Annotated in this window: 18 protein-coding genes; 12 read left to right on the top strand and 6 right to left on the bottom strand. The window is 72.6% G+C overall.

The genetic code is table 11. From position 1 onward, the window contains the following. Positions 1-49 precede the first annotated feature (49 nt). The 3 genes from ACFFJB_RS02645 to ACFFJB_RS02635 form a co-directional block, all read right to left on the bottom strand. Complete coding sequence (locus ACFFJB_RS02645) at positions 50-1,018, bottom strand: class I SAM-dependent methyltransferase (RefSeq protein ID WP_376829272.1); 969 nt, start codon at positions 1,016-1,018, stop codon at positions 50-52. Further along, positions 1,005-2,000, bottom strand: a complete 996-nt coding sequence (locus ACFFJB_RS02640; protein ID WP_376829271.1) for a lysylphosphatidylglycerol synthase transmembrane domain-containing protein — start codon at positions 1,998-2,000, stop codon at positions 1,005-1,007. Before ACFFJB_RS02640 ends, ACFFJB_RS02645 begins: the two co-directional genes overlap by 14 nt. 279 nt (positions 2,001-2,279) lie before the next feature. After that, a complete protein-coding gene (locus ACFFJB_RS02635) occupies positions 2,280-2,660 on the bottom strand; it encodes a flagellar export protein FliJ (protein WP_376829270.1) in 381 nt (126 codons plus the stop codon). A gap of 524 nt (positions 2,661-3,184) precedes the next feature. Here ACFFJB_RS02635 and ctrA point away from each other — a divergent pair. Further along, complete coding sequence (ctrA, locus tag ACFFJB_RS02630) at positions 3,185-3,883, top strand: response regulator transcription factor CtrA (RefSeq protein ID WP_376829268.1); 699 nt, start codon at positions 3,185-3,187, stop codon at positions 3,881-3,883. Between the two features lie 132 nt (positions 3,884-4,015). Here the strand turns inward: ctrA and chpT are convergent, their stop codons facing one another. Next, positions 4,016-4,651, bottom strand: coding sequence for a histidine phosphotransferase ChpT (chpT, locus tag ACFFJB_RS02625; RefSeq protein WP_376829266.1), 636 nt, complete (start codon positions 4,649-4,651; stop codon positions 4,016-4,018). A gap of 210 nt (positions 4,652-4,861) precedes the next feature. On the opposite strand from chpT, the gene cysQ reads away from it, so the two are divergent. The 3 genes from cysQ to ACFFJB_RS02610 all read left to right on the top strand — a co-directional run bounded on the left by cysQ (position 4,862) and on the right by ACFFJB_RS02610 (position 8,136). Then, positions 4,862-5,701 (top strand): 3'(2'),5'-bisphosphate nucleotidase CysQ, encoded by an 840-nt coding sequence (gene cysQ / locus ACFFJB_RS02620; RefSeq protein ID WP_376829264.1) that lies wholly within the window; start codon positions 4,862-4,864, stop codon positions 5,699-5,701. Positions 5,702-5,936: 235 nt separating this feature from the next. After that, entirely contained in the window at positions 5,937-6,527 is a 591-nt protein-coding gene (locus ACFFJB_RS02615; protein WP_376829262.1) for a DUF1134 domain-containing protein, read from the top strand. Between the two features lie 472 nt (positions 6,528-6,999). Continuing rightward, positions 7,000-8,136, top strand: a complete 1,137-nt coding sequence (locus tag ACFFJB_RS02610; RefSeq protein ID WP_376829260.1) for a coiled-coil domain-containing protein — start codon at positions 7,000-7,002, stop codon at positions 8,134-8,136. 33 nt (positions 8,137-8,169) lie between these two features. On the opposite strand, the gene ACFFJB_RS02605 is transcribed toward ACFFJB_RS02610, so the two are convergent. Then, on the bottom strand, positions 8,170-10,071 hold the full coding sequence (locus ACFFJB_RS02605) for an acyl-CoA synthetase (protein ID WP_376829258.1): 1,902 nt from the start codon (positions 10,069-10,071) through the stop codon (positions 8,170-8,172). Positions 10,072-10,335: 264 nt separating this feature from the next. Between ACFFJB_RS02605 and ACFFJB_RS02600 the strand changes: the two genes are divergently transcribed. From ACFFJB_RS02600 to ACFFJB_RS02565, 8 genes are all read left to right on the top strand, one after another. Beyond that, entirely contained in the window at positions 10,336-11,049 is a 714-nt protein-coding gene (locus ACFFJB_RS02600; RefSeq protein WP_376829257.1) for an urease accessory protein UreE, read from the top strand. A 525-nt stretch (positions 11,050-11,574) separates the two neighbouring features. Continuing rightward, a complete protein-coding gene (locus ACFFJB_RS02595) occupies positions 11,575-14,886 on the top strand; it encodes a carboxyl transferase domain-containing protein (protein WP_376829255.1) in 3,312 nt (1,103 codons plus the stop codon). Between the two features lie 211 nt (positions 14,887-15,097). Then, positions 15,098-15,244 (top strand): hypothetical protein, encoded by a 147-nt coding sequence (locus ACFFJB_RS02590; RefSeq protein WP_376829253.1) that lies wholly within the window; start codon positions 15,098-15,100, stop codon positions 15,242-15,244. A gap of 139 nt (positions 15,245-15,383) precedes the next feature. After that, the gene (locus ACFFJB_RS02585; protein ID WP_376832487.1) at positions 15,384-16,328 is read left to right on the top strand and encodes an NUDIX hydrolase; all 945 of its coding nucleotides are present in this window, start codon (positions 15,384-15,386) and stop codon (positions 16,326-16,328) included. 58 nt (positions 16,329-16,386) lie between these two features. Then, positions 16,387-17,382 carry a quinolinate synthase NadA gene (gene nadA / locus ACFFJB_RS02580; protein WP_376829251.1) on the top strand — a complete coding sequence of 332 codons (996 nt, stop codon included), beginning with the start codon at positions 16,387-16,389 and terminating at the stop codon, positions 17,380-17,382. A gap of 1 nt (position 17,383) precedes the next feature. Then, positions 17,384-19,000, top strand: a complete 1,617-nt coding sequence (locus ACFFJB_RS02575) for an L-aspartate oxidase (protein WP_376829249.1) — start codon at positions 17,384-17,386, stop codon at positions 18,998-19,000. A 27-nt stretch (positions 19,001-19,027) separates the two neighbouring features. Then, positions 19,028-19,897, top strand: coding sequence for a carboxylating nicotinate-nucleotide diphosphorylase (gene nadC, locus ACFFJB_RS02570; RefSeq protein ID WP_376829247.1), 870 nt, complete (start codon positions 19,028-19,030; stop codon positions 19,895-19,897). Between the two features lie 156 nt (positions 19,898-20,053). Continuing rightward, positions 20,054-20,935 (top strand): alpha/beta hydrolase, encoded by an 882-nt coding sequence (locus ACFFJB_RS02565; RefSeq protein WP_376829245.1) that lies wholly within the window; start codon positions 20,054-20,056, stop codon positions 20,933-20,935. Here the strand turns inward: ACFFJB_RS02565 and dcm are convergent. Then, positions 20,910-22,013 (bottom strand): DNA (cytosine-5-)-methyltransferase, encoded by a 1,104-nt coding sequence (dcm, locus tag ACFFJB_RS02560; RefSeq protein ID WP_376829243.1) that lies wholly within the window; start codon positions 22,011-22,013, stop codon positions 20,910-20,912. The genes ACFFJB_RS02565 and dcm overlap by 26 nt on opposite strands. Positions 22,014-22,079 lie beyond the last annotated feature (66 nt).

Raw genomic sequence — 22,079 nt, 5'->3', positions numbered from 1 at the left:
CGGCCGCCCCCTCCCGGGCGGCCTCTTTTATGCCTTGCGCAGGGCGCGTTCAGCGGAGCTTGCGCAGCCAGAGGCTGGTTTCCGGCGCGCCCTCCGGCAGCGGAAAGGCGCCCACCGCCGCCTGCACCTCCGCCGCCATATGGCGCGTCGCCCAGCGGCTGGCGAACGCCAGCTCATAGCCGCCGCCCTGCAGCAGCGCCCCCACCAGCAGCTGCTCGTTATAGCCGCGCCAGCTCCAGCTTTCCGGATAGGGTTCCGGCAGGAAAACGTCGTGGACGTGCACGTACACGCCCGGCTGCAGCCGCGGCAGCACGTCGAGAAACAGCGCGTCCACGTCGCTGCCCGGCATGGCGATGTGGCTGGAGTCGATGAACAGCACGTCGCCGGGCTCCAGCTGCGCGAACAGGGCGCGGTCCACGTCCTCCGCCAGGGCGGCGAGATGACGCGCCCCGGTCCGGCCGAGGCCGGCGCGCGGGGCCGGGTCGATGGCGAGGATGCGGGCGGGATCGGCGCCCATGTCGGCCAGCGCACGGGCCATGAAGCGGGTGGAGTGGCCGGAGCCGCATTCGATGATCCGCGCCGGCTGCAGGCGGCGGATCATGGCGTAGGCGGCGGCGGCGTCGAGCCGCGGGAACCACTCCTGGCCCCAGCGCAGGTCCGGTCCGGAGGGCGGAATGGCGCGCAGCGCGCCGCGCAGGCGCGTGATCTCCTGCAGCAGCGCCTGCATGCGCGGCCGCGCCTCCCCGAACACCGGCTCCAGGGCGGGATAGGCCGGGCGCCGTCCCGGCCGGGCATGACGGTAGGGAATGAACCAGCCGCCGCCGTCGCGACCGGCCAGCGCCTTCAGGCCAAGGCGCAGGCGCCGCAGGCGCTGGTCCGCCTGCGGCCCGAGCGGGGCCAGCAGCTGCGCCGCGACCTGGCGTTTCCAGCGCGCGATGATGCGCCGGCTCTCGCGCGCGCCGCGTTCCGGATCGAAGCCCGGCCAGGGCGCGCCGTCGCCCGCCTCACCGGGACTCATGCGTCCCTCCGTCCCGCGCCGCATCCTCCCGGCCCGCCTCCGCCAGCCGTCCGTGCAGCGCCTTCGACAGGCGCGAGCGCTCGAACAGCGCCACGACGATGATGGAGAAGGCGAAGGGGATCAGCAGGTAGAGCAGGCGGAACACCAGCAGCGCCGCCACCACGTCGGCCTTGGGCACGCCGGGGGTGGCCATCAGGAACACCGCCTCCAGCACGCCGATGCCGCCCGGGGCGTTGGAGACCAGCGCCGCGCAGAACGACGCCAGGAACACCCCCAGCACGATGAAGAAGCCGGGATTATGGGCGTCCGGCAGGACGAAATAGATGATGCCGGCCGCGCCGACCAGCTCCAGCGGCGCGGCGAACAGCTGGCGGATGACGATGGGCATCCGCGGATAGACCAGCGAGAAGGAGCCGATGCGCAGCGGCCGGAACTCCTTCCACGAGCCGTAGACATAGAGCGCGACCAGCAGCAGCAGGCCGACGCCGGCGCCGAAGGCCCAGGAGCGCGGCACGTCGAACAGGCGCTGCACGATCTCCGGCTCGCCCACCAGCACCAGGCCGCCCAGCAGCACCGCGCCGAAGCCGAAGGTGAAAGAGCACAGCGCCACCAGCACGCCCACCTCGGCGAGGCTGAGCCCCATGGCGCCATATGCCCGCAACCGCACCATGGCCCCGGAGAACACCGAGGCGCCGATGTTGTGCGACAGCGCGTAAGTGGTGAAGGAGACCAGCGAAATCACCGGCCACGGCAGATGCCTGCCCAGATGCAACAGGGCGATGCGGTCGTACCAGGCGAGCGCGCCGTAGGCGACGACGGTGGCGGCGATGGCGCCGGCCCAGTTTTTCGCCGGAATGGCGCCGAGCGCCGCCGAAACCTCCTGAAGCGAGAGGCCCGACAGCTCGCGATACAGCAGCCAGGCGGAAAAGATGACCGCGCAAAGGCCGATGACCGGCCAGATGTAATCGGTATATTTTTTCATGATCATCCGGCCCATGCGCAGGTTTCAGGCGGAGCGCGCCGCAGGTTTGCCCTGTCTGCGCAGCCGTCGCAAGCCGGATTTTCGACACGTGCGGAGGCCCCTGCAGCCCGGGGGCACATGACCACGGCGAGATGGCGCAAACAGGGCGGCGCAATCCGGGAGCGCCGGCGGGGCGCCGGCGCGGGCCCCGCCCCGGGGCCAGCCCCCCTCCTGCGCGCGGCTGGCCCGGACGCGACGCCGCGCATGGCGACGGCGCCGGGGTTCAGGACAGGCGGCGGCTCAGGCGCCGGCGCGCGAGGCGCGGGCGGGCGGGCGCCACTCCTCGGCGACGCGCTCACGGTCGCCCAGCGACTCCACGGCTTTCAGCTCCTCGAGCGCCGCCTCCAGCTCGGCGCGCGCCACGTCGAGCTGGTCCCTGAGGCCGGCGGCGGAGCGCAGCAGGTTGTCGCGCCGCGTGCGGGCGGCGGCGGCGTAGGTGGAATAGGCGAAATGGGCCGGGTCGGCGATGCCGGTCCGCGCCTCCTCCAGCGCGATTTCCCGCTCGAGCTCGGCGGCCATGCGCTCGAACTCCGCCGTCATCATCTCGATCTGCTGGACGCGACGGCGCTTGCCGTCGGCCTGGAAGCGCTTCAGCCGCAGCAGGGTATCCCGCGATTTCATGAGCGTTCGTGGCTCCCGTCGAAGGCCGGCGGGCCCGCGGCCCGGGCCGGGCGCGCCCGCGGCGGACCGGTCCCGGGCCAGCGGCTGCACATCGCGCCGCCGGCGTCATGTCTGCGGCCACATTGCGCCGTGAAGGTTGAACCTTCCTTACCGTCCGGCCGGCGGCTGTCCACATGGCGCCCCACGTCCGCCGCCGGCCGGCAACCATTCGTTTACCGGCATGGGGCGAGGTTACCGGCGCCCGGCGGCGAATTTCCGTAAGGAAATCTGACCCCCGGACCGGCGACGACGGGCATTTCTCCGCCGCTGCCGGTAACAGTGTCACAGGTTGAATTGTGTTTGTGTTCCAAACCCATGGGCATAATCGCGGATCGCCCGGGCGCGCGCCTTGCCAGGCAGAATCAGATTTTGTTAACCGTTAACAGCTAGCGTTTCGAATCGGATGATCAGGACGGCCCACGCCACAGGCGGGAGCGGTCAGCGGGCGGTCATGCCTGAACTCGAGACGACGTTGGGGAGCCGAGATGCGCGTTCTGCTCATTGAAGACGACAGCGCGACTGCGCAGAGCATTGAGCTGATGCTCAAGTCCGAGAGCTTCAATGTCTATGTCACCGATCTCGGTGAAGAAGGCGTCGACCTCGGCAAGCTGTACGACTACGACATCATCCTGCTGGATCTCAACCTGCCGGACATGTCGGGCTACGAGGTGCTGCGCGCGCTGCGCGTCGCCAAGGTGAAAACCCCCATCCTCATCCTGTCGGGCCTCGCCGGCACCGAGGACAAGGTGCGCGGCCTCGGCTTCGGCGCCGATGACTATCTGACCAAGCCCTTCCACAAGGACGAGCTCATCGCCCGCATCCACGCCATCGTCCGCCGCTCCAAGGGCCACGCCCAGTCCGTGATCACCACCGGCGACCTGGTGGTGAACCTGGACACCAAGACCGTGGAGGTGAACGGCCAGCGCGTGCATCTGACCGGCAAGGAGTACCAGATGCTGGAGCTGCTGAGCCTGCGCAAGGGCACCACGCTCACCAAGGAGATGTTCCTCAACCATCTCTACGGCGGCATGGACGAGCCGGAGCTCAAGATCATCGACGTGTTCATCTGCAAGCTGCGCAAGAAGCTGGCCAACGCCTCCTACGGCAAGAACTATATCGAGACGGTGTGGGGGCGCGGCTACGTGCTGCGCGAGCCGCAGGGCGACGAGCGGATCTCCGCCTGACGCGCGCCGCCAGCGGCGCGCGGCGCATGCAAAAACGCGGGAGGCCGCCGGCCTCCCGCGTTTTTTCTGTTCCGGAACAGGCGACGGGCCGGCGCCGTGCGCGAGGCGGCGCGGAAGCGGCCCAGGCGCGGTTTACGCGGGGGCCGCGGCGAGCGTCACCGTCTCGCCGTCCTGGCTGAAGCGCACGGCCATGCCGGCGGCGCGGGCCACGAGGCCGGCGTAATAGGGCTGGATGGCGTGGGCGTCGATGACGCCGTCCGGCGCCTCGCCGGCGATGAGCGCCTCGACCTTCGCCGGAATGCGGGCGTTGCGGCCCGTGGCCCGCACGGTGAAGGCGGCGCCGTCGTCGCTGATGGCGACGGCGACGTCGCCGCCGCGCGGAATCGCCGTGGCGGCGATGAGCAGCAGGTTGAGCAGCAGCTTGACCCGGTTCTTGGGCAGCAGCAGGCGCGGGCCGCTCCAGGCGAGGCGGGTGCGGTCGTCGGAGAAGAAGCTGCGCGCCACCTGTTCGGCGTCGCCGGTGTCGATCTCCGCCCCGGCCGAGCCGGCGGCGCCGAAGGCGATGCGGCAGTACTGCAGCCGCGCCGACGCCTGGCGGGCGCTCCTGGCGATCAGCTGCTGCGCGAACTCGCGCATGGCCGGGTCCTTTTCGTCCTCCAGCACCTCGAGGCCGTTGACGATGGCGCCCACGGGGCTGATGACGTCGTGACAGACGCGGCTGCACAGAAGGGCGGCGAGGTCAAGCGCATCAAGGCTCACAGCGGTCATGTCGTTCTCCCGGCGCAGGGACGCGGCCTGCCCTTGCGCATGCATCATCACCAGCCGGCGCGACGCCCGCGCGCCCGGACATGCGTCCGGACGCCGTCCTGCGCGAGGCCGGACATGACGGCGCAGGACGGCGCGGCGCCCGGCTCCCAGGCGGCGCCGAATGTGTTACATGGCGCGGCGACAGTGGCAATCCGGCGGGGAGGAACAGCTATGACGTCAACAGGCCCGCGTGATGGCGCCGGCGCGCCGACGCCAGATGACGCGCTGGCCCGCCGCCTCGCGGACATCGCCCTCGCCGCCGGGCGCCTCGTGCGCGAGATGACCGCCCGCGGCGTCGTCGCCAGCCGCAAGGCCGACGGCAGCGCCTGCACCGACGCCGACGTCGCCGCCGAACGGCTGATCTTCTCCCGTCTCGCCGAAGCGTTCCCCGACATTCCGCGCATCGGCGAGGAGACCGCCCCCGGCTTCGCCGGTCCGCCGCCGGAGCGGTTCTTTCTCGTCGATCCCATTGACGGCACTGGCGAATTCGTCGACGGCGGCGACGGCTATACGGTGAACGTCGCCCTGGTCGCCCATGGCGTTCCGGTGGCGGGAGCCATCGTCGCCCCGGCCCGCAACCGGGCGTGGCTGGGGAGCGCCGGGGGCGCGGCCACGGCGGAGGACGTGTTCGGCAAGGCGCCGCAGGCGCTGGCCTGGCGGCCTGTCCGCACGCGCGCCGCGCCCGCCGGCGGCCTCACCGCCCTGGCCAGCTCCCGCCACGGCGACCCGGACACCGAGGCGTGGCTGGCGCGGCGCAACGTCAGCCGGCGCGTCAACGCCTCGTCGTCGCTGAAATTCTGCCTCATCGCCGAGGGAGCGGCGGACGTTTACCCGCGCTTCGGCCGCACCATGGCGTGGGACACGGCGGCCGGCCACGCCATCCTGCAGGCGGCCGGCGGCGTGGTGCTGACGCCCGGGGGCGCGCCGCTGCGCTATGACAACAGCCGCGGCGACTTCAGCAACGGGCCGTTCATCGCCTGGGGCGATCCGCGCGCCGCCGGCGCCGTCTGAGCCGGCGTTTTCTCCGGGGACAGCCGCCGGGGCGTCCGCATCCGCGACTGGCGCGGCGGCAACGATTTTTACGTAATTGGCGCCGCACACTGGCCAGAACGGAGATGTTCCGGCTGCGGACCGGCGGCGCGCCGCCGTTCCGGGGTCATGCGCGTCACCCCTGCGGAAGCGCCCCGCCGCGCGGCGGCCGGCGCGCCCGCGCGGAGCGCGCCCTGCCGAACCGGAGGCTGATTTCATGAAAACGATCCTGAAAGCCCTGCTGCTCGTCGCCGCGGCGCTCCTGACCATCCCCATGGTCACGGCGGACCCGGCCGCGGCGCAGAACCGGCCGATCCGGCAGCATGAAACCTTCCGCGCCGAAGAAATCATCGCCGCCGGTCACGGTTTCTTCGGCGAGCTCTCCAAGGGGCTCGCGCTGGCGGTGCAGGAGGCGTTCCGCCGCTGGGGCGCGCCGAACGGCTACATCCTCGGCCAGGAGGGCTCGGGCGCCTTCATCGGCGGCCTGCGCTACGGCGAGGGCGTGCTGTACACGCGCAACGCCGGCCAGATGAAGGTGTTCTGGCAGGGCCCGTCGGTGGGGTTCGACTGGGGCGGCGACGGCGCCCGCACCATGATGCTGGTGTACAACATGCCGACGGTGCAGAGCATTTTCACCCGCTTCCTCGGGCTGAACGGCTCGGCCTATTTCATCGGCGGCTTCGGCGTCTCGGCGGCGGTGGCGGACAACATGGTGGTGGTGCCGATCCGCGCCGGCGTGGGCGCGCGCCTTGGCGTCAACATCGGCTACCTGAAGTTCACGCCCAATCCGACCTGGAACCCGTTCTGACGGCTGCGGCCGCAGCCGCCGTCCCGGCGCGCGAACACCCTGACGCGCCGGCGCGCATTACCTTGCGAGAGGTGATGACGTCAGGCCACGCCGGCAATTTTACCGCAAACGCGCGCCGCGAATGTTGTGGCGCGCCCGCCGCGACATGACCTATACATGAACGCGACCCCGGCCGGCCGGGCCGCGCCGGGCCATCGCGCAGGGAACGCCAGGCCAACCTTCCGCAGGGCGGCGGCTTTACGCAGGACGCGGGCCGGCCGCCGCCGCGCCTTCCGGAAGCCGCCCGCAGCCGCAGCGCGCCGCCTCCCTCCGCATGCCGGCCGCGCCGGACGGCGCGCCCCGGACTGCGACATGACGCGACAGGACACGGCGCCGGAACCTGGCGACGCCTGCTGGCGGAACCTGGCGACGAGAGACATGGCGACGAGAGACATGGCGACAGGCCGGTTCCCCCGGCCGCAGGAGGGTGCCGGTGGTCGAACAGGCAATGTTCTTCGCCCTGGGGTTTCTGACCGCGGGCTTCATCGCCATCCTGCTCGCGCCGGCGCTGAACCAGCGCGCCGAACGGCTGGCCGAGCGGCGCATGCGGGCGCTGTTCCCGGTGTCGCTGGAGGAGGTGGCGGCGGAGCGCGACCATCTGCGCGCCGAGTTCGCGGTGAGCGCCCGCAACATGGAGCGGCGCCAGCAGCAGCTGCTGGAGGAAAAGGCCGCCGCCCTCAGCGAGGCTGGCAAGCAGCTCTCCTTCGTCAACGCCCTGAAGCGCCAGCTTGAGGAGACGCGGGAAAAGCTCCAGCGGCTGCAGGCCGAACACGCCGACCTGCAGACGACGCTGGAGACGACGCAGTCCGCGCTGGCGGCCATGACCGCCGACCGCGACCGCACCATGGAGGAGCTGAAGAAACAGGATGGCCGCCGCGCCGCGGCCGAGCAGGCGCTGGCTCTGGCCCGCGGCCGCATGGACGAACAGCGGCTGGCGATCGTCGAACTGGAGGAGCGCCTCGCCGCCATGGAGCAGGCGAAAGCCGAGGCCGCCGCCCGCAATGACGCCCTCGTCGCCCGGCTGGAGGCGGAGCGCGCCGCGGCGCGCACCCTGGAGGCCGCCGTGGCCGAGCACCGCGCCAACGCCACGCGCATGAGCGACCGCATCGCCGCGCTGGAGAAGCGCAACGAGCAGCTGCTGGAGACCCGCCGCGAAGCGGACCGGCTGGCCGCGGAGCTGCGCGCGGCGCGCGAACGCCTCGGCCGCGTCCAGGAGGAGAACGGCCAGCTGCGGCTGCGGCTGGCGGCGCTGCAGGCGGCGCAGCCGGCGGAGGCCGCCGGCGCGGAGCCGCAGCCCCAGCGCGCCAGAGCGGAGCGCGCCAGATCCGGCGCCGCCCGCGCCCGCCGCAAGACGGGCGACGACCCGTCCCGGCGCATCGACGCCCTGGCGCAGCGGCTGCTGGAGCCGGACGCCGCCGACACGGCGGAGCTCGCCAGCCTGCGCCGCGAGATCGTCGACCTGGCCGACGCCCTGCTCTCCGCCCCGCCTGCGGCCGGACCGGACGGCGCCGACGCCCCGGAGCAGCAGGCGCCGAAACCCCGCCGGGCGCGCCGGGCCCGCGGCGCCTGACCCCGGGGCGCCGGGCGCCCGGCCGCCCATGGTTCAGGACGTCACGGTCTCCACGATCTCGTGACGCAGCTGCAGCCTGTCCAGCTGCTGCACCAGCTCCCCCAGCCGCGCCGGATCGGCGCCGGAGACGCGCAACGTCGCCAGCACGCCGTGCCTTGGATGCGGCGTCACCTCCACCTCCACCGGGACGCCCGCGCCCAGCGCCGCCCTGGCCATGCGGCCGAGAGTGGCTTCCGCCGCGATCTGGCGCAGCTGCGGCTTGAAGATCTTGCCCACGGCGGTGAGCGGCATCTGCGGCAGGACGTAGATCTCCGCCGGAACCGCCGCCCGCTCCGGAATCAGGCCGCGCACGAATTCGCGGATCTCCTCCGGGTCGGCGTCCGCCCCCTGTTTCAGCTGCACGAAGCCCACCGGCATTTCGCCGGCGTAGACGTCCGGACGGCCCACGGCCGCCGCCGCCTCAACCGCCGGATGGGCGTGCAGCGCCTCCTCGATCACCACCGGATCGATGTTGTGCCCGGAGCGGATGATGATGTCCTTGGCGCGGCCGGTGAGCCAGATGTAGCCGTCCGCGTCCATGCGGCCGAGGTCGCCGGTGTCGAGCCAGCGGCCGCCGGCGCTCCAGTGCGGCCGCGTCTCGTTCTCCATGGGCTCCACCCAGGCCCTGGCGTCCTGGTCGGGATCGACATAGCCGCCGAACACCTGCGGGCCGCGCACCAGCACCACCCCGATCTCGTCCGGCTCGCAGACGCGCTTCACCCGCCCGTCGGCGATCTCGGCCACGATCACCTCGTTGAACGGAAGGCGCACGCCGATGGAGCCGTAGCGGCATTCGCCGGCGCCGGGGTTCATGGTGGCGAAGCCGTGGGTCTCGGTCATGCCCCAGCCCTCCACCATGGGCACGCCGAGCAGCCGGCTGGCGGCGCGCGCCACCTCCGGGGCGATGCCGGAGCCGCCGCTCTGGATGAGACGCAGCGAGCTGACGTCATGCCCGTCCAGCGGCACGTTGAGCGCCGCGCCCCAGCTGGTGGGCACCATGCCGAGGCCGGTGGCGCGGAATCGCGCCACATGCGCCCAGATGTTCTGCACCACCAGCGGATTGCGGTAGCCGGCGGCGGTCATGATGACGATGGTCGCGCCCCGGGTCAGGGGCATCAGGCCGGCGCAGGTGGCGCCGCCCACGTGGAAGGGCGGCAGGCCGTTGAGCAGCACCTGGCCGGGCCCCTCCCCCGGCATCACGGCGACGGCGTTGGTCCAGCTCTGGGTCAGCAGCCCGCGCTGGGTGTGGCGCGCCAGCCTGGGCGCGCTGGTGGTGCCGCCGGTGTGGAACAGCGAGGCCACGTCGTCCGGAGCGGGATCGTGCGCGAACGCCAGCCGCCTGCCGTCATGGCGGGCGAGTTCGGTCTCGAAGTGCAGCGCGTCGGTTCCCGGCCGCGCCGGCGGGCCGCCCACGCGCATCACCGTCACCGGCCAGCCAATCTCATGCCGCACCTGCTCGACGCGTTCCCACACCCCCGGCGTCACCTCCGGATCGGGTCCGATGAGCACACGGCAGCGGGCGCTGCGCAGCAGCGACACCAGATGCTCCTTCTCCAGCAGGAAGTTGACGGGGTTGGCGACGCCCGCCGCCTGGGCCCCGAACATGGCGACGAACGTCTCGGGCCACACCGGCATCAGCAGCGACACCGCGTCGCCGGGGCCGACGCCGAGGGCGCGGAACATGTTGGCCGCCTGGATGAGCTGGCGGCCGAACTCGGCGTAGGTGACGTCCCGCGTCTCCTCATCCGGCCGCCCCTCGCGCAGCAGGCGGAAGGCGAGCCGGTCCGCATTGCGCCGGCAGGCGTTCTGCAACCGCTCGAACACGCTTTTCTCGGGCACGTGAACTGACAGCGGCGTCCGCTCCAGTTCTTCGATCTCGGCCAGATTCCGGAACACGCCGACCTCCCTGTCACGCGAACCGCCTGAAACAGATTCTGTTATCTGTTATTTTTCTGCAGCAAGGGGAGCAGAGGCCAGCGGCGAAATCAAGCGGCCGGCGGTTTTTCCTGCGGCTTTCGCCGCGGAGGGCTCCGGCCGGTTTTCCGGCGCGGCGGCGGACGTGCTATGGTGGCGCCCGACAGCGCCCCCGCCCTGCGCGGCGCCCGGCGGGGAGCGCATTCGCCGACGCCGCCGCGCACGTCCCAGCGTTCAGGATCCGGAATGTCACGCGCCATCGCCCTGACCCGCCGCCCCGCCGTGAAGGCGGAGCGCGTCGTCGCCACCGTCACCCTCGACCATCGCGCCCGCGCCCTGGGCGGCGCCGCGGCGCGTCTCACCGCCGACAACGGCCTTGAGGTGGAGATCGCCCTGCCGGCGCCGGTCGTCGCCGGCGACGGCGACGCCCTGAAACTGGAGGACGGCGGCCTCGTGCTGGTGCGCGCCGCCCCCGAGCGCGTGCTGGAGGTGCGCGCCGAAAATCCGGCGCGGCTGCTGCGCGCCGCGCTGCTGGCCGGCGGCGCCCACGCCGGGGCCGAGGCCGCCGCCGACGCCCTCTACCTGCAGGCTGACGACGCCCTGGCCGAAGCCATCCGCGGCCTCGGCTGCGCCGTCACGCCGGTGGAGCGGCCGTTCAGCCCGGAGCGGCTGGCCGTGCACGACTGCTGCGGCCACCATCATCACCATCATGATCACGGCCATCATCACCCCGGCCACGGACATGATCACGGGCATGGCTGCGGGTGCGACCACCATCATCATGGCCATGGACATGAGCACGGGCGTCACGATCATGATCACGGCGGCCATGACCACAGCCACGCGCATGCGCACGGGCATGGCCATGACGACGCCCACGCGGCGCGTCACGGCCATGATCACGGCTGCGGTTGCGGCTGCGACCACCACGGACATGGCCACAGCCACGACCACAAGTGACTGGCCGGCCGTGATTTCCGGCGGGCGCGGCGCGACCGCCGCCGCCCGCCGCGCCAGCGCCGGGCCGCCGGTCCGGCGCCTGCATTAGCCATGCGCCATACGCATGGCTACGTAACGTCACGACGCCATACCGCAGGGGCGGACGGTGCGTTTTGCTCTTGATGGGCCCTGCGTCACTGGCATGATAGCGCGACAGCCGCGCCTGCCGCCTGCAGGCGCCGCAAAACCAGCGCCGCGCGTCGCCACGACGGAACGGACGGCCGGATCAGGGAGCAGACGACCGTGATGCAAGAGAGGGTCCTGAACGGTCCCCGCCCGGGGAGCCGCCTGTCATCTCGCAGCAGACAGCCAGGGCCGGAACGGCCGGCGCGCGGCGCCGCCGTCGCGTCCGCGCGCCGCCTCTGATCCCGCTCCCCGCCACAGCCCGCCGGACGCGCCTTTCCGCGCCGCCCGCCCCGCCGCCCGCCCTGCGCCGGGCCGGGGGACGGAGCGTCGCCGCGCCCGCCGCTTCTTGACGGAACCGACATGATATCCCGCCTGCTCATCGCCAACCGGGGCGAAATCGCCATCCGCATCGCCCGCGCCGCCAGCGAACTCGGCCTGCACAGCGTCGCCGTCTACGCCGAAGACGAGGCCAGCGCCCTGCACGTGCGCAAGGCCGACGAGGCCGCGCCGCTGCCCGGCCGCGGCGCCCGCGCCTATCTCGACATCGACGCGGTGATCGCCGCGGCGAAGGCCGCCGGTTGCGACGCGCTGCACCCCGGCTACGGCTTTCTCTCGGAGAACGTCGGCCTCGCCCGCGCCTGCGCGGAGAACGGCATCGTCTTCGTCGGCCCTTCGCCGGAGGCGCTGGGCCTGTTCGGCGACAAGACCGCGGCGCGCGAACTGGCGCAGAAGGTGGGCGTGCCGGTGATCCCGGGCACCACCGGGCCGACCACCCTGGAGGAGGCGTTCGCCTTCTTCGACTCGCTGGGCGAAGGCGCGGCGGTGATGCTCAAGGCGGTGGCCGGCGGCGGCGGCCGCGGCATGCGCCCGGTGACCGCACGCGCGGAGCTGGCGGAGGCGTACGCCCGCTGCCAGTCCGAGGCGAAGGCGGCCTTCGGCGACGGCGCCGTCTATGTCGAGCGGCTGATGCGCAACGCCCGTCACATCGAGGTGCAGGTCATCGGCGACCGCGCCGGCAACATCTCGCATCTTTATGAGCGCGAGTGCACCATCCAGCGCCGCAACCAGAAGGTCATCGAGATCGCGCCGAGCCCGGCGCTGACGCCGGCGCTGCGCGAACGCATCACCCTCGCCGCCCGCGAGCTGGCCATGGCGGCGAAATACGACAGCCTCGGCACCTTCGAGTTCCTGGTGGACGCGACGCCTGGCGCGGGCGAGCCGTTCTTCGCCTTCATCGAGGCCAATCCGCGCCTGCAGGTGGAGCACACGGTCACCGAGGAGGTTCTGGGCGTCGACCTGGTGCAGGCGCAGCTGCGCGTGGCCGGCGGCGAAACCCTGGCCGACATCGGCCTGCTGCAGGGACAGGTTCCGGCGCCGCGCGGCCACGCCATCCAGCTGCGCGTCAACATGGAGACCATTGACGCGAAGGGGAACGTCAGGCCCCAGGGCGGCGTCATCAGCGTGTTCGAGCCGCCTTCGGGCCCCGGCGTGCGCGTCGACACCTTCGGCTACGCCGGCTACCGCACCAGCCCGGCCTATGACTCGCTGCTGGCCAAGCTCATCGTGCACAGCGCCGCGCCGGACTACGCCGCCGCCGTCGCCAAGGCCTACCGCGCCGCCTGCGAGTTCCGCATCGAGGGCGTGGGCACCAACCTGCCGTTCCTGAAGGCGCTGCTGCAGCACCCGCGGGTGCGGGCCAATGACGTCACCACCCGCTTCCTGGAGGAGCACGTGGCCGAGCTGGCGGCCGGAGCCGCGGCGGAGCGCCACCGCGACCTGTTCTTCTCCGCCGCCGCGGAAGGCGCCGCCGCCGGCGCGGAGAAGGAGGCGGCGAAGGCCCCGGAGGGCGCCGAGCCGACCCCGGCCCCGATGCAGGGCACCATCGTCAGCATCGACGTTGCTGTGGGCGACGTGGTGCGCGCCGGCCAGCAGGTGGCGGTGCTGGAGGCGATGAAGATGGAGCACCTGATCAGCGCCGCCACCGGCGGCGTGGTGCGCGCCATCGTCGCAGAAGCCGGCCAGACGCTGCTGGCGGGCGAGCCGGTGCTGTTCATCGAGCCCCGGGACGTGGGCGCCGCCGAGGACGGCGGCGAGGAGGAGATCGACCTCGACTACATCCGGCCGGACCTCGCCCATGTGCTGGAGCGCCAGGCCATGCTGCTGGACGAGAACCGTCCGGAAGCGGTGGCGCGCCGGCGCAAGACCAACCAGCGCACCGCCCGCGAGAACATCGCCCAGCTGGTGGACGAAGGCACGTTCATGGAGTACGGCGGCCTCGCCATCGCCGCCCAGTCGCGCCGGCGCAGCCTCGACGACCTGATCCGCAACACCCCCGCGGACGGCCTCATCGTCGGCACCGCCACCATCAACGGAAAATATTTCGGCCAGGACGCCGCCCGCGCCATGGTGGTGGCCTATGACTACACCGTGCTGGCCGGCACCCAGGGCAAGCGCAACCACAAGAAGCTCGACCGCGCCCTGCATCTGGCGCAGCAGTGGCGGCTGCCGCTGGTGCTTTACGCCGAAGGCGGCGGCGGCCGCCCGGGCGACACCGACAGCGGCGGCCTCACCGGCCTCGACACCACCAGCTTCGTGGAGTTCGCGCGGCTGTCGGGCAAGGCGCCGGTGGTGGGCGTAGTCTCCGGCTACTGCTTCGCCGGCAACGCCGCCCTGCTCGGCTGCTGCGACGTGATCATCGCCACGAAAAACGCCTCCATCGGCATGGGCGGCCCGGCGATGATCGAGGGCGGCGGCCTCGGCGTGTACCACCCCTCGGAGGTCGGCCCGGTTTCGGTGCAGGTTCCCAACGGCGTCATCGACGTGCTGGTGGAGGACGAGATCGAGGCCACCGAGGTGGCGAAGAAATATCTCTCCTATTTCCAGGGCGAGATCAGCGAGTGGGAGGCGGAGGACCAGCGCCTGCTGCGCCGTGTGATCCCGGAGAACCGCCTGCGCGCCTATGACGTGCGCGAGGTCATCCGCCTGCTCGCCGACAGGGGCTCGGTGCTGGAGCTGCGGCCGGAGTTCGGCGTCGGCATCATCACGGCGCTGGTGCGCATCGAGGGCAGGCCCTTCGGCCTGATGGCCAACAACCCGCGCCATCTGGGCGGCGCCATCGACGCCCCGGCCGGCGACAAGGCGGCGCGCTTCATCCAGCTGTGCGACGCCTTCGACCTGCCGATCATCTCGCTGTGCGACACGCCCGGCTTCATGGTCGGTCCGGAGGCGGAGAAAACCGGCGTCGTGCGGCACGTGTCGCGCATGTTCCTGGCCGGCGCCAACGCCACCGTGCCGGTGTTCACCGTGGTGCTGCGCAAGGGCTATGGCCTCGGCGCCCAGGGCATGGCGGCCGGCGGCTTCCAGGCCCCGTTCTTCACCATTTCCTGGCCCACGGGCGAGTTCGGCGGCATGGGTCTCGAGGGCTACGTGCGCCTCGGCTACCGCAAGGAGCTGGAGGCCATCGCCGACCCTGCCGAGCGTGAGGAGACCTACCGGCGGATGGTCGCCCAGAAATACGAGGAGGGCAAAGCCACCCGCATCGCCTCGGTGCTGGAGATCGACAACGTCATCGATCCGGCCGAGACGCGCAAATGGATCCTGCGCGGCCTCGCCTCGGTTCCGCCGCGCAAGGTTCCGGCCGGCGGCAAGCGGCCCTACATCGACGCGTTCTGAGGCGGCGCGTCCCGGTCCGGCGCGGCCGCCCCGCGCCCTGCGGCAGGCTCCCCATGCGGGAGCCTGTTTGCGTCTGCGCTGCGGGTTCGACGAAAGTATGGCGACATGTTTCGAGGAAGTCCGGCAGATCTGCATGGATCCGCGCAGGTTCACCTTTGGTTAGGCTCCGGTGCGTTACAAGAATCTCCCGAATATTCTGAGGAGAATGACCATGACCGGCATGCGCCTGCGCGAAGCCATGCTCGCGGCCGGACTGATGGCGATCGTGGCGGCGACGGTGTCGCTCCAGCTTTCCCTCGCCGGGCGGATGAAAACCGGCCCGGCGCCGGCCCCGCACGTGGCGGCGGAGAAACGCTGACGCCCCCCGGCGGCGCGGCGACGCGGTTGACTGGCGCGACCTTCTGCCCCATGCGACTGGAGCTGGAGCGGCGGCGCCGGCGGGCGCGTCATCATCGGGAGGCCGGCGCATGGCGGGTCGGAACGACGGCACGGGCGACATGGCGGACGCGGCGACGCACGCCGCCGGCGCCAACGTGCTGGTGGACCTGGTGGCGGTTATCGTGGCGGTGAACCGCGACGAGCCGCAGGCGCTCACCGTCGACGGCGGCGCGCGGCTGCCGGCCGGCCCGTTCGGCGGCGGGGCGCGCTCGCTGCAGGCGGGCCTGCGCGAATGGGTGGAGAAACAGACCCGCCACCCGCTCGGCTACATCGAGCAGCTTTACACCTTCGCCGACCGCGACCGCCAGGGGGCCGACGGCCAGCGGGTGATGTCGATCAGCTATCTGGCGCTCACCCGCCGGCTCACCGACGAGCCGCCGGCGATGGGCGTGTGGCTCAGCTGGTACGAATGCTTCCCCTGGGAGGACTGGCGCGGCGGCCAGCCGGCGGTGCTGCGCGATTTCATCGAGCCGGCGCTGCGCGAATGGGCCGCCGCCGCCCCCGGCGCCGCCGCGCGCGAGCAGCGCCTGCGCCGCGCGGCCGTCACCTTTGGCCTCGACGGCGCGCCCTGGCACGACGACATGGTGCTGCAGCGCTACGAGCTGCTGCACGAGGCGCAGCTCACCCCCGAATCCCGCCGCAGCCTGCCGGCGGAGGTCCGGGACGCGCGCCCGGTGGTTCCCGGCCGGCCGATGGCCGGCGACCACAGGCGCATTCTCGCCACCGGCGTCGCCCGCCTGCGCGGCAAGATCCGCTACCGGCCGGTGGTGTTCGAGCTGATGCCCGAGACCTTCACCCTGCTCGACCTGCAGAAGGCGGTGGAGGCTCTCGCCGGCCGCACCGCCCACAAGCAGAATTTCCGCCGCCTGGTGGAGCAGCAGCAACTGGTTGAGGAAACAAGCGAAATGTCCACCACCCGGCCCGGACGCCCCGCCCGGCTGTTCCGCTTCCGCGAGGAGGTGCTGTGGGAGCGCGCCGTGGCCGGCACCAAGCCGGCGGGTTGACAAACCTTATACTCAGTTTAAGCATATGTCCAAATTATACTCATTTGGAGCATATGCCATGCCCGTGTCCGCCCCCGCCGCGGCCGCCGCGCGCCCCGATCCGGCCGCGATCTACGAGCGCGTGCGCCGCGTGATTCCGCCCATGGAATGGGCCAGCTTCGCCGACGACGTGGCGGCGATCCACGAGCTGAAACGCCAGAAAAACGCGGTGATCCTCGCCCACAATTACCAGACGCCGGAGATCTTCCACGGCGTGGCCGACATTGTCGGTGATTCGCTGGCGCTGGCGCGGGAGGCGACGCGGGTGGACGCTGACGTCATCGTGCTGGCCGGCGTGCACTTCATGGCCGAGACGGCCAAGATCCTGAACCCGGACAAGACCGTGCTCATCCCCGACCCCGCCGCCGGCTGCTCGCTGGCCGAGAGCATCACGCCCGCGGACGTGCGGCTGGTCCGCGAGCGCCATCCGGGCCTGCCGGTCATCACCTACGTGAACACCTCGGCGGCGGTGAAGGCGGAGTCCGACATCTGCTGCACCTCCGGCAACGCGAAGAAAATCGTGGAGTCCTTCGGCCTGCCGGAGGTGGTGATGGTCCCGGACGAATATCTCGCCCGCAACGTCGCCGCCGAAACCAGCGTGAAGATCATCGCCTGGAAGGGTCACTGCGAGGTGCACGAGCGCTTCACCCCGGACGACATCGCCGAAATGCGCCGCGCCTGGCCGGGCGTGGTGGTGCTGGCCCATCCCGAGTGCCCGCCGGAAGTGGTGGCGGCGGCGGATTTCTCCGGCTCCACGGCGCGCATGTCAGAGTTCGTCGGCGCGCAGCGGCCGCAGCGCGTGGTGCTGCTCACCGAATGCTCCATGAGCGACAATGTGGCGGTGAATCACCCGGAAGTGGAGTTCGTGCGCCCGTGCAACCTGTGCCCGCACATGAAGCGCATCACCCTCGCCAACATCCGCCGCTGCCTGGAGCTGGGCGAGCATGAGGTGACCGTGCCGGCGGACGTGCTGGAGCGGGCGCGCGTTCCTGTCGAGCGCATGCTGGCGGTGTGAGATGCGCCCGGCGCTCGCCCCGCTCGCCGGCCTGCCGGCGATCATCGGCTCCGGCGTCGCCGGCCTGGCGGCGGCCCTCGCCCTCGCCCCGGCGCCGTGCGTGCTGGTCACTGCCGGCGCCCTTGGGGAGATCTCCTCCAGCGCGCTCGCCCAGGGCGGCCTCGCCGCCGCCCTCGGCCCTGACGACGACGTCGCCCTGCATCTGGCCGACACCCTGGCCGCCGGCGACGGGCTGTGCGACGGGGAGGCGGCGGCGTCCATCATCGCGGCCGCGCCGGGGGCGGTGCGGCGGCTGGCGGCGCTGGGCGCGCGCTTCGACCGCGCGCCGGACGGCTCACTCGCCCTCGGCCTGGAGGCGGCCCACAGCCGGCGCCGCATCGCCCACGCCCGCGGCGACGCCACCGGCGCCGAAGTGGTGCGCGCCCTCGTCGCCGCGGTGCGCGCCGCCGGCCATGTCACGGTGCTGGAGGGCACGCGCGCCCGCCGCATCCTCACCCGCGACGGCGCGGTGACCGGCGTGGTCCTGGAGCGGGACGGACGCCTCGCCACGCTGCCTGCCGGCGCCGTGGCGCTCGCCACGGGCGGCGCCGGCGGGCTCTATCCCAACGCCACCTGCCCGCTGGCCAGCGCCGGCGGCGGCCTCGCCATGGCGGCGCGGGCCGGGGCGCGGCTGGCGGACATGGAGTTCATGCAGTTTCACCCCACGGCGCTGGCGCTGGCGCCGGAGCGGGCGGCGGCGCATGCGGCCCCGGCCCCGCTGGTGAGCGAGGCGGTGCGCGGCGAGGGCGCGGTTCTGGTCAATGACCTGGGCGAGCGCTTCATGGCCGGCGTTCCCGGACAGGAACTGGCGCCGCGCGACGTGGTCGCCCGCGCCATCTGGCGGCAGATCGCCGCCGGCCGGCGGGTGTTTCTGGATGCGAGGGAGCGGCCGGGAGCCGGCTTTGCCCGGCGCTTTCCCGGCATCGCCGCCATCTGCGCCCGCCACGGGCTGGATCCGGCGCGGGACCTGCTGCCGGTGGCCCCGGCGGCGCACTACCACATGGGCGGCGTCGCCGTGGACGCGGACGGGCGCGCCAGCGTCGCCGGCCTGTGGGCCTGCGGCGAAGTGGCCTGCACCGGGCTGCACGGCGCCAACCGGCTGGCCAGCAATTCGCTCGTCGACGCGCTGGTCTGCGGCGCCCGCGCCGGCGCCGCCATCCGCGACGCGGGGGCGCAGCCGCGCGGGCCGCGGCTGGCGCTCGCGGAGGAGACGCCGGCGCCCCCCGCCGCGGACGCCCCGGCGCTGGCGCGCGTGCGCCAGATCATGAGCCGCGACGTGGGGCTGGAGCGCGACGCCGCCGGTCTCTCCCGCGCCGTCACGGCGCTGGCGCCGCTGGCGGCCTGGTCGCCGCAGCGCGACGCCAGCCCCGCCGCGCCGCCGCCCGCGCCGGAGCAGGAGGCGGCCCTCGCCGGCCTGCTCATCGCCCATGCGGCGCTGGCGCGCGCCGAAAGCCGCGGCGCCCATTTCCGCCGCGACTGTCCCGGACGCGCGCCCGCCAGCCGCCGGCAGTTTCTCGACCCGGCGACAGCCCTTGCGCCTTACGCCGCGCCGCCGCGCGCCGCGGCGCATCCGGCCTGACCCCTTTCATCCACCGGAACCATGCCCATGACTGAAACCCCTGCCCTCGCCCCGCTGCCGCGCGTGATGCTGGAGCCTCTCGTGCGCGCCGCCCTGCTGGAGGATCTCGGCCGCGCCGGCGACGTCACCAGCGACGCCATCGCCCCCGCCGGCCACATGGCGCGGCTGCAGCTCACCGCCCGCGACGCCGGCGTGCTGGCCGGGCTGGATCTGGCGGTTCTGGCGTTCCAGCTCATTGACCCCTCCATCCGCGTGGAGGCGCGGCTGCAGGACGGGGCGCCGCTGGAGCCGGGCGCGGTGATCGCCACGATCGAGGGGCCGGCGCGCGGAATCCTCACGGCGGAGCGCACGGCGCTCAACTTCCTTGGTCATCTCAGCGGCGTCGCCAGCGCCACCGCCAGCGTCGTGCGCGCCATCGCCGCCACCGGCGCCCATGCGCGGGTGGCGTGCACGCGCAAGACCACGCCAGGCCTGCGCGCCGTGGAGAAATACGCCGTGCGCGCCGGCGGCGGCTCCAACCACCGCTTCGGCCTCGATGACGCGGCGCTGGTCAAGGACAATCACATCGCCATCGCTGGCGGCGTCGGCGCCGCCATCAGCCGGGTGCGCGCCCATGTGGGCCACATGGTGAAGGTGGAGGTTGAGGTCGACACGCTCGCGCAGCTGCGCGAGGCGCTGGAGCACCGGGTGGACGCGGTGCTGCTCGACAACATGACCCCCGAGCAGCTGCGCGAGGCGGTGGCCATGGTGAACGGGCGGGCGGTCACCGAGGCCTCCGGCCGCGTGACGGCCGAAACGGCGCCGGCCATCGCCATGACCGGCGTCGACCTCATCTCCATCGGCTGGCTCACCCACAGCGCGCCGGTGCTGGACATCGGCCTCGACTGGCGCGGCTGAGGCGCGGCGCCGCGTCCCGCATTGCCAGCCGCGGGGCGATGGCGTCATATGTCGGCGAACGCGGCCCTGCAGGGCCCGGAACAGCAGCAACGGTCAGGGTCGGGCCCGCCGCCAGGCGCGCCGGCGCGCCCCGGCCCGCCGGGAGGGACCCCACCCATGGCCAGCGACAGGCTCAGGGCGCTCATCGACCATTTCCGCACGCGGCCGCTGAACCTCGCGGACGGCGAGCATGTGAACCGGCCGAAATACGACCGCTTCGCCGGGCTGTTCGCGCCCGCGGCCGGCGTCGCCATCGGGGCGGCGGAGCTGGGCGGCGTGCCTGCCGAGCGGCATGTGGCCGGAGACGGCCCCTGCGTGCTCTACCTGCACGGCGGCGGCTACACCCTCGGCTCGCCGGTCTCGCACCGGCATCTGGTCTCCAGGCTGGCGGCGGAGCTGGGCGGCGAGGTCTGGGCGATTCACTACCGGCTGGCGCCCGAGGCGCCCTTCCCCGCCGCCGTGGAGGACGCGGCCGCGGCCTGGGAGGCGCTGACCCGCGGGCGGCCGGAGGGCTCCGTGGCCATCATGGGCGATTCCGCCGGCGGCGGCCTCGCCTTCGCCACGGCCATCGTCGCCCGCGACCGCGGTCTCGCCGCCCCCTCCGCCCTGGCGGCGGCCAGCCCGTGGGTGGACATGACCGCCAGCAGCAGCAGCTATGAGTTTCTGGCCGGAGTGGACCCGATCATCCAGCGCGCCGACATCGTCTGGCACGCCCGGCGTTACCTCGGCGACGCCGATCCGCTCAACGGCCTCGCCTCGCCGCTGTTCGCCCGGCTGGACGGCCTGCCGCCGACGCTGATCCAGGTCGGCGACCGCGAGGTGCTGTTCGGCGACGCGGTGCGCATGCACCAGCGCCTCATCGCCGCCGGCGTCGACAGCGAGCTGGCGGTGTGGAAGGAGATGTTCCACGTCTGGCATTTTTACTGGCCGCAGCTGGAAGAAGGCGCGGCGGCCATCGTCCATGCGGCGGACTTCATACGCCGGCGGCGCGACGGCTGAGCGCGGCGGCGTCCGTCTCCCGGGCGGCGGCGGCGCACGCCTGCGCCAGCCACGGCTGCATGGCGGCCGCGAGGAACTCCACCACCGGCGGGGCCACGGCGTTGCCGAACTGGCGGTAGGCCTGGGTGTCCGACACCGGGATGATCCAGCGCCGGTCGCCGCGCTCGAAGCCCATCAGCCGGGCGCATTCCAGCGGCGTGAGCCGGCGCGGGCGGCCGCCCGGCTGGGCGATGAGGATTTCCGAACCGTCCTTGTAATAGCGGGCGGACAGGGTGCGGGCGACGTCGCCGGGACCGAACAGGCCGTAGCCGAAGCCGTTGCCCCGCGCCGCGTGCCGGGCGCGGTAGGCCTGCAGATACGCCCACAGCTTCGGCGACAGGGTGTATTTGGCGTCCACCTCGTAGTGGGGCTGGAGGATGTCGCCGAGGGTGGGGCCGCCTTCCGGCGGCTGCAGCGCCGCCATGTCGAAGCCGGTGCGCTCGCGGAAACCGACGATGAAAATGCGCTCGCGGTTCTGCGGCACCCAGTGGCGCGCGTTGATGATGCGGCTCTGCACGTGATAGCCGAGCTCGCTGGAGAGCACGTGCATGATGGTGGCGAAGGTGCGGCCGCGGTCGTGGCTCACCAGGTTGCGCACGTTCTCCAGCACGAAGGCCGCCGGCCGGTGGTGGGCGATGATGCGGGCGGTGTCGAAGAACAGCGTGCCCTGGGTGTCGCACAGGAAGCCGTGTGGACGCCCCAGCGCGTTCTTCTTGGAGACCCCGGCGATGGAGAAGGGCTGGCAGGGAAAGCCGGCCAGCAGCACGTCATGCTCCGGCACCCGGTCCGGATCGGCGGAATAGGCGCGGATGTCGCCGGCCAGCTCGTGATTGTCGCGGAAATTGGCCTGGTAGGTCTTGCGCGCCGCCGGATCCCACTCCGAGGTGAAGACGCAGCGCCCGCCGATGGCCTCAAAGCCAAGGCGCAGGCCGCCGATGCCGGCGAACAGGTCGATGAACCGGAACGGCGCCAGCCGCGACGCCGCGGCGGCGCCGGGGGCGGCGTGAGACGTGCTGGCTGGCGTGGCTTGCTGGGACATCGGGCGTTCCGCGTGAGAGGCGCGGGCCAGGATGTCCCGAAACGGCCGCCGGGACAATAACCCGCG

The organism is Camelimonas abortus (assembly GCF_042432745.1).
In the GTDB taxonomy this organism is placed as follows: Bacteria; Pseudomonadota; Alphaproteobacteria; order Rhizobiales; family Beijerinckiaceae; genus Camelimonas; species Camelimonas abortus.
This window is presented reverse-complemented; position numbering and strand designations above follow the sequence as displayed.

Coding starts and splice junctions, on each gene's coding strand:
- ACFFJB_RS02590 (WP_376829253.1), top strand. CDS start 15,098: ATGACCGGCATGCGCCTGCGCGAAGCCATGCTCGCGGCCGGACTGATG.
- ACFFJB_RS02575 (WP_376829249.1), top strand. CDS start 17,384: ATGCGCCCGGCGCTCGCCCCGCTCGCCGGCCTGCCGGCGATCATCGGC.
- ACFFJB_RS02565 (WP_376829245.1), top strand. CDS start 20,054: ATGGCCAGCGACAGGCTCAGGGCGCTCATCGACCATTTCCGCACGCGG.
- dcm (WP_376829243.1), bottom strand. CDS start 22,013: ATGTCCCAGCAAGCCACGCCAGCCAGCACGTCTCACGCCGCCCCCGGC.
- ACFFJB_RS02615 (WP_376829262.1), top strand. CDS start 5,937: ATGAAAACGATCCTGAAAGCCCTGCTGCTCGTCGCCGCGGCGCTCCTG.
- chpT (WP_376829266.1), bottom strand. CDS start 4,651: ATGACCGCTGTGAGCCTTGATGCGCTTGACCTCGCCGCCCTTCTGTGC.
- ACFFJB_RS02585 (WP_376832487.1), top strand. CDS start 15,384: ATGGCGGACGCGGCGACGCACGCCGCCGGCGCCAACGTGCTGGTGGAC.
- nadA (WP_376829251.1), top strand. CDS start 16,387: ATGCCCGTGTCCGCCCCCGCCGCGGCCGCCGCGCGCCCCGATCCGGCC.
- ACFFJB_RS02595 (WP_376829255.1), top strand. CDS start 11,575: ATGATATCCCGCCTGCTCATCGCCAACCGGGGCGAAATCGCCATCCGC.
- ACFFJB_RS02635 (WP_376829270.1), bottom strand. CDS start 2,660: ATGAAATCGCGGGATACCCTGCTGCGGCTGAAGCGCTTCCAGGCCGAC.
- cysQ (WP_376829264.1), top strand. CDS start 4,862: ATGACGTCAACAGGCCCGCGTGATGGCGCCGGCGCGCCGACGCCAGAT.
- ctrA (WP_376829268.1), top strand. CDS start 3,185: ATGCGCGTTCTGCTCATTGAAGACGACAGCGCGACTGCGCAGAGCATT.
- ACFFJB_RS02645 (WP_376829272.1), bottom strand. CDS start 1,018: ATGAGTCCCGGTGAGGCGGGCGACGGCGCGCCCTGGCCGGGCTTCGAT.
- nadC (WP_376829247.1), top strand. CDS start 19,028: ATGACTGAAACCCCTGCCCTCGCCCCGCTGCCGCGCGTGATGCTGGAG.
- ACFFJB_RS02600 (WP_376829257.1), top strand. CDS start 10,336: ATGTCACGCGCCATCGCCCTGACCCGCCGCCCCGCCGTGAAGGCGGAG.
- ACFFJB_RS02640 (WP_376829271.1), bottom strand. CDS start 2,000: ATGAAAAAATATACCGATTACATCTGGCCGGTCATCGGCCTTTGCGCG.